Here is a 13,130-nt window from a genome sequence, read left to right on the forward strand (position 1 = left end):
GCTCGAGGCCGCCGGTCGCGGATGACGTCGCCATCGCAACACGCCAAGCCCCGAATCAGCCCGCGGAGACGACCTGGAGCAGCGCCTCGCCGTAGGCTTCGCGCTTCTTCGCACCGATGCCGGTGATGCCCTCGAGGTCGCCGAGGCGCTCGGGCCGCGCGACGGCGACGGCGCGCAGGGTCGCGTCGCCGAACACGATGTAGGCGGGCACGCCCTGTTCGCGGGCCTCGCCCGCCCGCCACGCGCGCAATTGCTCGAACAGCTCGGCCTGGGCCGGCTCGAGGTCGGCTGCGGCCGGAGCGGCTCTCGGGCCGCGAGCACGCGCCACCCGCTCGGGTTCGGTGCGCAGCATCACCTGAGCGGAGCCCGCGAGCACCGCCGATGCAGCATCGGTGACGGTGAGGGTGCCGTACTCGCCGTGGGTGGCGAGCAGGCCCTGCGCGAGGAGCTGCCGTACGACGCCCCGCCATTGCTGCTCACTGAGGTCTTGGCCGATGCCCCACGTGGCGAGTGAGTCGTGGCCGTATTGGCGCACGCGGGGCGTCTCCTTGCCGCGCAGGATATCGATGAGGTGGCCTGCCCCGTAGCGCTGACGTCGCTCGCGGTGCAGGCGCACGATGGTCGACATGAACTTCTGTGCCGGCACCGTGCCGTCCCACGCGGCGGGCGGCTCGAGGCACGTGTCGCAGTTGCCGCACGGCGCGCTGGCCTCGCCGAAGTAGCCGAGCAGGTTCTGCCTGCGGCACTGCACGGTCTCGCAGAGCGCGAGCATCGCGTCGAGATGCTGCGTCAGCCGCCGCCGGTGCGCGAGATCGCCGGGGCTCTCGTCGATCATGCGGCGCTGCTGCACGACGTCTTGCAGTCCGTAGGCGAGCCACGCGGTCGCCGGGGCGCCGTCGCGGCCGGCGCGCCCCGTCTCTTGGTAGTAGCCCTCGACCGACTTGGGCAGGTCGACGTGCGCGACGAATCGCACGTCGGGCTTGTCGATGCCCATGCCGAACGCGATCGTCGCCACGACCACGACGCCGTCTTCGCGGAGGAAGCGCTCTTGCGTGCGCCGGCGCACACCCGCGTCGAGCCCCGCGTGATACGGCAGTGCGTTGACGCCGTTGTCGGAGAGGTACCCCGCGATCTTCTCGGTGCTCGCGCGTGAAAGTGCGTACACGATGCCCGAGACGGGGGTGCCCGCAGCGTCGACGCCCTCGCTGCGCACGAAGTCGAGGAGCTGCTTGCGCACCTCGAGCTTGGGCGCGATGCGGTACTGGATGTTGGGCCGGTCGAAGCTCGAGACGAACTGTTTCGCCCCCTCGAGCGAGAGCCGCGACGTGATCTCGCGATGCGTCGCCTCGGTGGCCGTGGCGGTGAGGGCGATGCGCGGCACGTCGGGCCACCGCTCGGCGAGCTCTGAGAGCGCGAGGTAGTCGGGCCTGAAGTCGTGGCCCCACTGCGCCACGCAGTGCGCCTCGTCGATGGCGAAGAGGGCCACCGTGCCGGCTTCGAGGAAGCGCTTGGCCGACTCGTTGCTCAGGCGCTCGGGTGCGATGTACAGCAGGTCGAGTTCGCCCGCGAGGTAGGCGCGTTCGACCGCGGCGCGCTCGGACGCCTGCTGACTCGAGTTCAGGTAGGCCGCGCGCACGCCGTTGCGCACGAGCGCGTCGACCTGGTCGTGCATGAGCGCGATGAGCGGCGAGACCACGACGCCCGTGCCTTCGCGCAGCAGCGCTGGAATCTGGTAACAGAGGCTCTTGCCGCCGCCGGTGGGCATGAGCACGACCGCGTCGCCGCCGCCAGTCACCTGCTCGATGATCGCGGCCTGCTCGCCGCGGAAGTCCTCGTACCCGAAGACCGTGTGCAGGGCCTCGCGCGCGGTCGTGAAACGCGGCGAGGCCGCGGCCGCAGGTGCCGGTGCGGCCGACACGGCCGACACGGATGTCGCGTGGCCGGGCGCCCGCTCGGGCGCGGGCTGCCACGAGTCGACCGGCGGCGGCGGCGCCCATTCGTCGTCAGGCGGAGGCGCGAGCTCGTCAGGATTCCACGGAACCTCGTCGGTCGGGTCGGGTTCGGTGCTCCAGCTCACCCGTCGAGTGTAACGAGCGCCCCCGACGGGCGAGCGGTGCGCAGTCGGGCGACCTGCCGACACCCACGAGAGACCCGTTCTCGAGGAGAAGTGATCCGGGTCAGTACCCCAGGCGGGTCCGGAGCACATTCAGCGCATGCGAGGTCTCGACTGCGAGGCCCGGGGCGAGCGCCGACACCGTCTGGGCGAGCACGTCGGCGACGAGGATCGAGGTGAGCACCTCAGCGGTCAGCCCGGTCGGCGTATGCGGTGCCGTGAGTGTGACGGCGACGCGACCGGAAAGTCGATCGTGCAGTTCGTCGGTGACGAGCACGGTGTGCGCTCCCACTTCGCGTGCGCGACCGACGATCGCCTCGAGTTCGGCGTTGACTCGCCCCGGTGCGAAGAGCACCACGACGTCGCCGCTTCTGAGCGGAAGGAGCGCATCTGCGAGGCGGAACCCGTCGGCATCGAGATGACGCGCCGAGCGCCCCGCCCGCCCGAGGCGAAGACACAGGTGCGCGGCCGCGATCGCCGACGCGCCGACGCCGTAGGCGAACACCTGTCCGGCCCGTGCGATCAGCGAAGCTGCAGCGGTGACGTCCTCGACCGACAGTGCGCGACGCGCGAGCTCGATCTGGTCGCGGGCCTCGTCCCAGACGCTCACGGCGATACCGCCAGTGTCTTCGCCCGCATGGTCGAGCCGTTGACGAACCCGCTCCTCGGGCGAGACCGCTTCGGTGAACGGCGCAGCGACCTGGCGCTTGAGGTCGGCGAGACCGGCGTACTCGAGCTTCTGCAGCGTGCGGATCACGGTGGCATTGCTCGTACCTGTCTCAGCGCCGAGTTCTGCTGCGGTGGCGAAGAGCAGGCGCTCAGCAGGGCTGCCCGCGAGCAGCCCGCCGACCGCCTGTTCCGATCTCGAGAGCCCGTCCCAGGCCCCGCGAACGCGACTGCGCAGCTCGATCACGCCGGGATTGCGCGTATCAGTTGTTACAAACGGGGGGTCTGATGTATCATTCATTTCACGAGCATCCTATCTCGTAACGATCATTCCAACGAAGACGCCGGTGATCCACATGCTAACCGGCATGGAGAGGACGCCGCCGTCCATGAGCACCACCATCCGAACCATCGAGGTCAGCGGGTCGCCGTTCGAACGCGGCACCCAGTATGGTGAGGCCGCCGAAGACCTGATCGCCTCAGCGATCGACTACTACGCCGACGCCTTCGGACAGCAGTCTGGCCTGACCTGGGCCGCGGTACGGACACAAGCAGCTTCTTGGCTGCCGGCCTGCCGCGACGCTGCCCCCGATGTCGTCTCCGAGCTCGAGGGGGTCGCCGCCGGAAGTGGGCGCGACCTGCTCGATCTCATGGCACTCAACGTGCGAGGCGAGATCATTTACGACCAGAGATCGGCCGGCGTGCGGAGTCCGCTGAGCGCCGATGAGGAACGCGACTCGAGCGACGGCTGCACGAGCTTCTCGCTCGCCGATGGCGCCTCCGGGGACGGACACACGTATGCCGGCCAGAACTGGGATTGGCGCGCCGGCACCCAGCACACCGTCGTCATCGTGCGGGTAGTGCAAGATCCGCTTCCGACGCTCATCATGCAACTCGAGGCCGGGCAGATCGGCCGTCACGGCGTGAACTCCGCCGGTATCGCGCTCAACGCCAACGGACTCGGCGGCAGGTTCGATTCCGCCGTCGGCCTACCGCAGACGTTCATCCGCCGGATGACGCTGAACCAGAGCGAACTGCCCGACGCGATCAACACCCTCGTGCGGACCGACGCCCACATTGCGAGCAACGCGCTCCTCACCGATCGTTCGGGCTTCTCGATCGACCTCGAGATCACCCCGACGGGTATCGACTGGGTCTACCCCGATCGTGGTCTCCTCGTGCACGGCAATCATTACCAGGCATCGGTGCCGCCCCAGCTCGCGGGCCGCTATCGACCCGTCTCAGCAGACTCGCTCTTCCGTGTGCCCAGGGCACGCACCGGCCTCGAACGAGTGCGGGCCGCCGCCGACCGCGACGCGGCACTGCGCTACATCCGCACTGCCATGAGCGACCACCTCGGCTACCCCGAATCCGTGTGCACGCACCCCGACGAACGACGTCCGGCGGTGCGCCAATGGTCGACGCTGCTCTCCAGTTGCGTCGACCTCACGACCGGCGACTACTTCGTCACGAACGGAACGCCGTGCGACCACCCATATGAGATCCTGCCCTGGAACGCCTTCGACGGTCCGGGCTCCCGTTACACCACCCCCACCCTGCCAATGGAGGCACACCGATGAATACCAGCCGCCGAACCCACCGTACCGCTTGGCTCGCGATCGCCGCGGGCGCGGCCATCACACTGAGCGGATGCACCGCCGACGGCTCCGGCCCGTCGACGGCCCCGGTCGCTGACATCCCGTTCGGGGCGACGACGCCCGCGGCATCCGGGCCGGTTGAATCCATCGACTGGATGCTCCCGGCCGAGCCGGCGACGTTCGATTTCGACATCGACAGCGGAGCGGCCGAGAACACCGTCTTCGCGAACGTCTGCGAGCGGCTCATGGCCGTGCAGCCCGACCTGACGACCGTGCCGCACATCGCCGAGAGCGCCGAGTGGGTCGACGACACGCACGTCGTCTTCACGATCCGCACGGATGCGACCTTCCACGACGGCAGCCCGGTCACCGCCGACGCCGTGCTCTGGAGCATGCAGCGGCACGCCGCAGAGGGCGCCGACGAGTCGGACGAGTACGGCAACGTGACTGCGATGGAGAAGACCGGCGAGAACGAGATCACGGTCACGCTCGCCCAACGCGACGCGATCTTCATCCAGGCGATGGCCGGCAACGGCGGAATGGTGCTGAACCCGCGCGTGGTCGAAGCGCAGGGCGAGAACTACGGCGCCCCGGGCACACCCGACGCGTGCTCGGGCCCCTACACGCTCGGCGAGTGGAAGCCAGGCACGAGCCTCACGATCACGAAGACCGAGGACTACTGGGATGCCTCTCGCGAGGTGCTCGCCGATGAGGTGGTGTTCACCTGGGCCGACCAGTCGGCGGTCGTGAACGCCCTCACCGCCGGCGAAGCCGACGGCTCGTACCTCGACTCCCCCGCCTCGGCGATCCCGCTGCAGTCGGTCGAGGGGGTCTCGCTCGCACAGGGCCCGTCGACGAACGCGTGGGTGCTGCTCGCCACCGAGCGCGGAGCCCTCGCCGACGAGCGGATCCGCCAGGCCCTGTCGCTCGCGCTCGACCGGGCGGGCATCGCGAAGGCCGCGTTCGGCGACCTGGCGCAGCCGTCGAAGACCCCGGTCGGCTCGGGCGCCTGGGGCTACGAGCGCGATGCGTTCGAAGCCGCCTACGAGGAGCTCGAGGGTGCGCCCGCGAGCCCGAGCGCCGAAGACCTCGATGCGGCGAAGTCGCTCGTCGCCGAGGCCGGTGCGCCCGAGGCGCCGATCGTGATCGCCAGCGACGGCGGCTCGGTGCGAAATGTCGTCTCCAACGCGCTCGTCGCTGCGGCCAAGAGCATCGGCCTCGAGGCCGAGATCACCACGATCCCGTCTGCGCAGTACGGCGACTTCTACTCCGATGCCGACCTGCGCGGCGAGGCCGACCTGTTCTCCGACGAGTACTACATCTCGAAGAACGACCCGGTCGGGTTCTACAAGAACGGGGCGTCGACGGCAACGGTCAACTTCGTCGGATTCGGCGACCCCGAGTACGACCAGCTCGTACAGCAGGCATTCGCGGCGACGGATGACTCGGAGCGGGCCGAGCTCGCGATCGACCTCCAGCGTCGCTGGGTCGAAGCAACTCCGTGGATCTCGGTTTCGCAGAGCCCGTCGACCGTCGCGTACTCGTCACAGCTCACCGGCCTGCCGTCATCTGCCGCGTACCTCTACTACCCGTGGGCCGCCGACCTCGGCGCCGCGCAGGGCTGAGCATGCTGACGGCGCTCAGGCGGCTCGCGGGCATGGCCGTGACGTTGGTGGTGGCATCCTTCATCATCTTCGCGGCCATGTACGCGGCCCCCGGCGACCCGGTGACGTTCCTCATCGGCAACCCGGAGAACCTCACGCCCGAGCGCATCGCCGCCGTCCGGGCGGAGTACCACCTCGACGAGCCGCTGCTCGTGCAGTACTGGATCTGGTTGAGCGACGCCCTCACCGGCAACCTCGGCACGTCGTTCCAGTACCACCAGCCGGTGGCGTCGATCATGTCGAGCCGGCTGCCGGCCACGCTCGCCCTCGTCGCATATGCGACCGTGCTGTTCACCGTCGCGGGCATCGGCCTCGGTGTCTGGGCGGCCGTGCGGCGGGGGCGGGCGACTGACTCGGCGATCGTCGGATCGACGACGCTCGCCGCGTCGGTGCCGTCCTTCGTCGTCGGGATCGTCCTCGTGTCGTTCTTCTCGGTGCAGCTCGGATGGTTCCCGGTGACCGGGGCCGGCGAGGGGTTCGCCGACCGGGTCTACCACCTCACGCTTCCCGCGATCGCCCTCTCGATCGGCGCCCTCGCGATCGTCAGCCGCGTCACCAGGCAGACGATGGTCGAGCAGTTCGACTCCGAGCACGTCGAAGCGGCGCGGAGCACCGGCATGACGGGACCGCTCGTGGTGTTCCGTCACGTGCTGCGGAATGCGTGGGGTCCGATCGTCACGATGATCGCGCTCGTGATCGCGAGCATGCTCGCGGGCACGGTCGTCGTCGAAAGCGTCTTCGGCATCAGCGGCATCGGTTCCCTGTTGGTCGACGCGATCAACACGCATGACTTCCCCATCGTTCAGGCGGTGCTGCTCTACATGGTCGTCGCATACATGGTCGTGACCACGATCGTCGATCTCCTCCTGCCACTGCTCGACCCGCGGATCGGAAGCCGGGTGAAGACCTCATGACCACGAACACCGCTGACGTGCTGATCGCACGCAAGGGAATCAGCGGCCGTCGCCGCGACCCGCTGTTCTGGACATCGGTCGGCTTCTTGGGAGTGGTCGTGCTCGTCGCGATCTTCGCACCGTTCCTCGCGCCGTACGACCCGGAGGCCATCGACTTCGCCGCGATCTGGAGCCAGCCGAGTGCTGCACACCCGCTCGGCACCGACCAACTCGGCCGCGATCTGCTCTCGCGACTCATTCTCGGCACCCGGGAGAGTCTCATCGGGCCGTTCCTGCTGCTCGTCGGCGCCACGATCCTCGGAGTCACGATCGGGATCGTCGCCGCTTGGAACGGCAGGTGGATCGACGTGCTCCTCGCCCGGATCACCGACGTCATGTTCGCATTCCCCGGCCTCCTCTTCGTGGTGCTTGTGATCGCAGTCTTCGGCGAGGGCGCGGCCACGGCCGTCGTCGCGCTCGCGCTGGCGTATGCGCCGGTGATCGCGAAGTTCACGCGCAGCATCGCGCTGTCCGAGCTTGCCCGTCCGTACGTCGATGCGTATCGCGTGCAGGGCGTCGGCGGTGCCACCATCGCGACGCGCTACGTCGTGCCCAACATGACGCCGGCGCTCCTCGGCTACCTCGTCGTGTTGTTCGGCGAGGGGCTCATGGGACTCGCGACGCTCAGCTACCTCGGGTTCGGCGCGCAGCCGCCGAGCTCGGAATGGGGACTCATGGTGCAGGAGGGCCAAGACGGCATCGTGCTCGGACATTTCGGGCCGACCCTCGTGCCCGGGATCGCGATCGCGGCCGTCGTCGTCGCCGTGAACATCGTCGGGGTTCGCCTGGCCGAACGGATGGGGGCGCGCGCATGACCGCACCGCTGCTCGAGATCAGCGATCTGTCCCTCCGTTACGGCGACGCGAAGATCCTGAATCGGGTGAACCTCGCTGTGGCGGCCGGCGAGACCGTCGGTCTGGTCGGCGAATCCGGATCCGGAAAGTCGAGTACGGTGCGCGCAGCGCTCCGGTTGCTGCCGACGTCAGCCAGCCTCGAAGGATCGGTGCGAATCGGCGGCCGTGACGTGCTCGGCGTCGATGAGCGGGAACTCCGCAGCATCCGCGCTGACGAGGTCGCGCTCATCCAACAGGATCCGCGCGGCGCGCTGAATCCGGTGCGGCGCATCGGCGACTCGCTCACCGAACGCCTCGTACGGGTGCACGGTGAACGGTCCGTCGATGCGAAGCGGCGCGGCCTCGAACTGCTCGAGGCCGTCGGGATCTCGCGTCCGGAGCACCGCTTCCGCCAATACCCGCACGAGCTCTCGGGCGGCATGCTCCAGCGCGTCGTCATCGCCGCAGCCCTCACCACCCGGCCGAAGCTGTTGCTCGCCGACGAGGCGACAAGCGCGCTCGACGTGACGACGCAGGCGGAGGTGCTGGCAATCCTCCGCGACCAGCAACAGGAGCGCGGACTCGGGGTGCTCTTCATCACACACGACCTGCACCTCGCGGCCGCGTACTGCGATCGTGTGTATGTGATGCTGCGCGGCGAGGTCGTCGAAGAGTTGTCGGGGGCGAACCTGTTCGCCGGGGCGAGCGACCCGTATACCCGGTTGCTCCTCGAAGCTGTACCCACGATTCGGGAGGAGACGACATGAACACCTCCGCCACACCGCTCGTCGTGGCCGACGGGCTCCACCGCGCGTTCCACGTTGCACGCGGCGCGGACCCCGTGGTCGCAGTCGACGATGTCTCGTTCACGATCGAGGCGGGCGAGGCGCTCGGACTGGTCGGTGAGTCCGGTTCCGGCAAGTCGACGATCGCCCGTATCCTCGCCGGCCTCGAGCGCGCGGATTCGGGAAGCCTCAGGGTCGCCGGGATCGACCGGCGCACCGTCGGCCACGGTGCGGCAGCCCGGCTCGCCCGGGCCCGGCAGGTGCAGATGGTGTTCCAGGACCCGTACGGGTCACTCGACCGGCGACTGACCGTGGAACAGACCCTCACGCACGCCATGCGGTTGCACGGCCTCGCCGGTGGCAGGGACGCGAAGGGCGGGGCCGCCGAACTGCTCGAGCGCGTACGGCTGTCAGCGACCCAGGCCCGTTTGAAGCCGTACCAGCTGAGCGGCGGCCAACGACAGCGCGTCGCGATCGCGCGGGCGCTCGCCGTCGAACCCGCCGTGCTGGTACTCGACGAAGCCGTCTCAGCGCTCGACGTCTCGGTTCAGGCGCAGATCCTCGAACTCCTCGATGAGATACGCCGCGAGTCCCGTATCTCGCTTCTGTTCGTCAGCCACGACCTTGCCGTGGTCGACGAGGTCACTGACCGGGTTCTCGTGCTGTTCGGTGGAGCTGTCGTCGAGGAAGGCCGCACGCAGGACGTGCTGCGGAAACCCGCCCATCCCTACACGCGGCTGCTCATCGCGTCGGTGCCGGGGCCCGGTTGGGACCCGCACGACGTCATCGCACGACGCGCCGCGTTCGAGCTGTCACGCAGCGACGCGAGCACCTGAACCCCGTCAGACCACGAGGAGGCGGGCGTCGGCCCGGAGGAGGGCTCTGCCCCCGCCGGGCCCGCCGAGTCGGTCAGCCGTCGGCGCGACGGCGCCGCGCGGTGAGCGCGAGCACGATGCCGACGGTGCCGACCACGAGGCCGCCGATGCCGAGCACCCTGGCCACCGTGTCGTCGGAGGTCGTGGCTGCGACATCCGTCGCCGACTCGGCGTGGTCATCGGAGACGGTGGCCGCGGTTCCGTGCCCGCCCGCTTCGTCGGTCGCCTCGGTGACGACGATCGTCGGCGCCGGACTCTCGGGCTCGGCCTCGCCCTCTTCGGCGACCTCGCTCCAGTCGTTCTCGCCCTCGACGCACGTCTGGAGCACCGGGAATGCGAGCGTCTCGCCCGCAGCATCGTCGGGAAGGCGCATCGAGAGTGCGATCGTGTCGCGATAGCCGTCTTCGATCGGGGTGATCGCGGTGTAGACGACCTGCGTCGTGCGATCGCCCTCGACGACCTTCTCGATCGTGTAGTTGGGGTTGAGCGTCGGCGAGACGCTGGGGATCGATTCGGGGATGTCGAACGTCAGCTTCGCCGTCGGCGACTCGGCGCAGCCGTGACTGAACGCGAACGTGAGCACGGTGCTGCTGCCGGCCGCGGTGCTGGTCGGCGTCACGCCGACGTGGGCGGAGGCGGTGAGCGGGGCGGCGAGTGCGAGGAGGACGCCGCCGGCGAGGGCGGTGGCGGCCATGGTCGTGGTGCGAATGGTCATGATGATCCTGATTCTGTGCGTGGGTCGCTGAAGCGACGCGTGCCGGTGTGGGGTGATTCGGAGCCGCAGCGCGCGCGGGCGCAGGAACGCAGAACGTCGGATGACGCTGCTCAGGCGGCGGCGAACCCCAGCGGCGGGCCCCGATGACGCATCGCGGACAGCACGATCAGTCGGGTGCTCGCGCGCGGCGCGCGTGTGACGGCGGGCTGCAGTCGAGGCAGCCACTGACCGTCGAGCTCGGGAACCTTCGGCAGCACCGACGCGACGGCGACGCGGATCGCCCCCAACGTCGCCCGCAACGCCCGCTCGCCGTGCCGGATGGCGACGACCGTGACGGCGACCGCGACCAGGTGCGAGATCAGCATCGGCGCCTCGAACGCGGTCGGCGAACTCGCGGTCGACGACCAGTCGACCGTGTCGTGGTGGTGGCCCATCGACCCCGGCGCCAGTGTCGGCTGCGTGGTCGGGGTCGCGGTGCGCACGGAGTACAGCGCGTGCAGCGCGAACTGCGTCGCCGCGACGGCGATCACGGTGCGCGTGAGCGTCAGCCGGCCACCGGCGACGGTGAGGCACAGGAGGGTCGAGAAGGCCATCGACAGCACGACGGCGAGCGGCCCGGGCGGCGTTCCGCCGCCGACGGTGTGCGAGAGCGCGGCGACGAAGGTCGCGAAGGCCGCGACCGCCGCGCCCTGCGCGACACGCGCCCATCTCGAAGTCACACGGGAAGCCTAGGCGACCGGGTGGCGGCTCGGCTACCGCGTCGAGCCCGGCGCCTCGAGCTCGGCGTCCGGCGGGAGCGTCTCGACGGCGTCGCGGGTCTCGGGCAGCTGAATGGCCCGGGACGATCGCCCCGGGCCATTCGATCGCGCGATGCGACTCAGTCGACCGTGAGCAGGAACGAGCTCATCGTTCCCGTCCCGGTGGTGATCGTGAACCGCTCGGGGCCGCTGGCCCCTGCCGGGATGTCGAACACCACCGTCGCCGTGCCGATCTCGTCGAAGTTCGGCGTGAACGCCCTCACCACCGGCGCGCTGCCCAGCGCCGCACCGTCGAGCGAGATGCTCGCCGTCGTGGCGCCCGGCTCGTCGCGGCTGAAGTCGAGCGACGACAGGTTCACCGTCACCGAGTCGCCGACGTCGTAGCCGTCGGCATCGGGTCCGGAGACCACGACGCCCACCGCGCGCTGCGCGAGGTCGGGCGAGACCGTGCCGAACGTCTCGAAGTAGTCGACCATCGCCTCGAGGTCGATCTTGCCGCTGTCGGCCTTGTTCGTGCCCAGGGCGAGGGTGAAGAAGCTGTCACCGCCCGAGGCGAGGAACGAGTTGACGCCGACGCTGTAGACAGCTGCCGGGTCGATCGGCACACCGTCGAGGAGGATCTCGGTGATGTGCGACCCGTCGACGGCGCCCGGGTCATAGGTGTAGGTGAGCGCTTCGTTCACGCCGAGTTTCAGGAACGGACGCGACGCGCCGACGGGCTGCCACTGCTCCTCGAGCACCTGCTTGATCTGCGCTCCCGTGAGGTTCGTGGTCACGAGGGTGTTCGCGAACGGCTGCACGGCGGCGGCCTCGCGGTAGGTGACCGTACCCGCGTCGAGGTCGGCGCGCAGGCCGCCCGGATTCATGAACGTGACGTCGACGTCACGCGTGCCGTCGACCTCGAGCGCCCACAGTTGCACGTCGGCGACGAAGTTACCGAGGGTCGACTCGCCGCCGCGGTTCTCGAGGACCGGTGGCGCGGCGGCCCGCACCGCGCGGCCGAGCGCAGCCGTCGTCTCTCCGATTTCGACGTTGCCGAGCTCATCGGCCACGACCTTCGCGGCGGCGACACTCGTTGCGATGTCGGGATCCTGTTCGAACAGGTAGCCGATGATATTGCCCGTCGCGTCGCGCTTCGCCATCGTGTAGATGGTGTTCTCCATCTTCGTGACTGACTTGGTCGCGCGATCGTACGAGATCTCCATGTTGCTGAAGCGCTCGCCGTACTGGCCGCTCGAGATGACGGGCCGGCCGTCGATCACGTGGTTGTACGGCAGGTGCGTGTGGCCCGAGACGATCGCGTCGATGTTGTCGTTCGCGTTGAGGACGATGTCGCCGAACCGTGTGTTCGGGTCGATCGCCGAAGCGACGTCGGTGGTGGCGGCACCCTCATGTACGAGCATGATGACGATGTCGGCCTCGCCGTTGTTCTTCTTGCCGTCGCTCAGCTGGTCGGCGACACGGTTCGCCGCCTCGACGGGGCTGCCGACAGTGATGTCGGCGATGCCCGAGGGGCTCACGAGCGACGGGAGCTCGTCGGTCACCGCGCCGACGAAGCCGATCGTCACGCCCTGGAACTTCTGCAGCCAATACTCCTCGAGCGCAGGGTCACCGGTCGCCTTGTCGTAGATGTTCGCACCGAGGTACGCCCAGTCGGCCAACGGTATGACCCGGTCGGTGAGGTCGGCGAAGCCCTTGTCGAACTCGTGGTTGCCGACGGCGCTCACGTCGAGACCCGCGGCGTTGAGGGTCTCGATCGTGGGCACGTCCTGCTGGATGAACGACGTGAACGTCGACGCGCCGATCATGTCGCCGGCTGCAGCGAAGACCGTGTTCGAGTTCTCGGCGCGGAAGGAGTTCACCGCGGTGGCGAGCGCGGCGATACCGCCGGCACTGCCTTCCTGCTCGATGCGGCCGTGGAAGTCGTTGACGGTGAAGAGGTTGATGTCGACGTTCCGGGCCTCTTCGCCCCTCGGCGACGGCGCAGCCTGCGCCGGTGCGAACGCGCCGAGCGTGAGCCCGACGGCCGCGGCCGTGGCGAGCGCTGCCCCGGCGACGATCCGCCTGCGTGTACGTGTGGTCCCCTTGGCGCGGAGGTCCGCACCGTTGGAATGTGACTGCATCCCGTTGTCTCCTCTGCGAGTCGCCCGAGGAGCGTCGGATTCGCATT

General features: G+C 69.2%; 11 protein-coding genes. 6 read left to right on the forward strand and 5 right to left on the reverse strand.

Annotated elements, in window-relative coordinates:
* Positions 1-55: 55 nt before the first annotated feature.
* Together recQ and LSF15_RS18345 are read right to left on the reverse strand one after the other, a co-directional pair.
* The gene (gene recQ, locus LSF15_RS18340; protein WP_232500015.1) at positions 56-2,077 is read right to left on the reverse strand and encodes a DNA helicase RecQ; all 2,022 of its coding nucleotides are present in this window, start codon (positions 2,075-2,077) and stop codon (positions 56-58) included.
* 100 nt (positions 2,078-2,177) lie between these two features.
* Complete coding sequence (locus LSF15_RS18345; RefSeq protein WP_232500016.1) at positions 2,178-3,080, reverse strand: MurR/RpiR family transcriptional regulator; 903 nt, start codon at positions 3,078-3,080, stop codon at positions 2,178-2,180.
* 88 nt (positions 3,081-3,168) lie between these two features.
* On the opposite strand from LSF15_RS18345, the gene LSF15_RS18350 reads away from it, so the two are divergent.
* The 6 genes from LSF15_RS18350 to LSF15_RS18375 are packed head-to-tail and all read left to right on the forward strand — an operon-like array spanning position 3,169 to position 9,448.
* Positions 3,169-4,359, forward strand: a complete 1,191-nt coding sequence (locus LSF15_RS18350; protein WP_232500017.1) for a C45 family autoproteolytic acyltransferase/hydrolase — start codon at positions 3,169-3,171, stop codon at positions 4,357-4,359.
* Positions 4,356-6,002, forward strand: a complete 1,647-nt coding sequence (locus LSF15_RS18355) for an ABC transporter substrate-binding protein (protein ID WP_232500018.1) — start codon at positions 4,356-4,358, stop codon at positions 6,000-6,002. The genes LSF15_RS18350 and LSF15_RS18355 overlap by 4 nt, the downstream gene beginning before the upstream one ends.
* 2 nt (positions 6,003-6,004) lie before the next feature.
* Positions 6,005-6,955, forward strand: coding sequence for an ABC transporter permease (locus tag LSF15_RS18360; RefSeq protein WP_232500019.1), 951 nt, complete (start codon positions 6,005-6,007; stop codon positions 6,953-6,955).
* Positions 6,952-7,809 carry an ABC transporter permease gene (locus LSF15_RS18365; RefSeq protein WP_232500020.1) on the forward strand — a complete coding sequence of 286 codons (858 nt, stop codon included), beginning with the start codon at positions 6,952-6,954 and terminating at the stop codon, positions 7,807-7,809. The genes LSF15_RS18360 and LSF15_RS18365 overlap by 4 nt, the downstream gene beginning before the upstream one ends.
* Positions 7,806-8,594, forward strand: coding sequence for an ABC transporter ATP-binding protein (locus LSF15_RS18370; RefSeq protein WP_232500021.1), 789 nt, complete (start codon positions 7,806-7,808; stop codon positions 8,592-8,594). Before LSF15_RS18365 ends, LSF15_RS18370 begins: the two co-directional genes overlap by 4 nt.
* Positions 8,591-9,448, forward strand: coding sequence for an ABC transporter ATP-binding protein (locus LSF15_RS18375; protein ID WP_232500022.1), 858 nt, complete (start codon positions 8,591-8,593; stop codon positions 9,446-9,448). The genes LSF15_RS18370 and LSF15_RS18375 overlap by 4 nt, the downstream gene beginning before the upstream one ends.
* Before the next feature lie 73 nt (positions 9,449-9,521).
* Here LSF15_RS18375 and LSF15_RS18380 read toward each other — a convergent pair whose 3' ends face one another.
* From LSF15_RS18380 to LSF15_RS18390, 3 genes are all read right to left on the reverse strand, one after another.
* Positions 9,522-10,202, reverse strand: coding sequence for a YcnI family copper-binding membrane protein (locus LSF15_RS18380; protein ID WP_232500023.1), 681 nt, complete (start codon positions 10,200-10,202; stop codon positions 9,522-9,524).
* Positions 10,203-10,312: 110 nt separating this feature from the next.
* On the reverse strand, positions 10,313-10,921 hold the full coding sequence (locus tag LSF15_RS18385; protein WP_232500024.1) for a hypothetical protein: 609 nt from the start codon (positions 10,919-10,921) through the stop codon (positions 10,313-10,315).
* Between the two features lie 158 nt (positions 10,922-11,079).
* Positions 11,080-13,083, reverse strand: a complete 2,004-nt coding sequence (locus LSF15_RS18390; RefSeq protein ID WP_232500025.1) for a bifunctional metallophosphatase/5'-nucleotidase — start codon at positions 13,081-13,083, stop codon at positions 11,080-11,082.
* Positions 13,084-13,130 lie beyond the last annotated feature (47 nt).

This window comes from Agromyces humatus, from assembly GCF_021228295.1.
In the GTDB taxonomy this organism is placed as follows: Bacteria; Actinomycetota; Actinomycetes; order Actinomycetales; family Microbacteriaceae; genus Agromyces; species Agromyces humatus.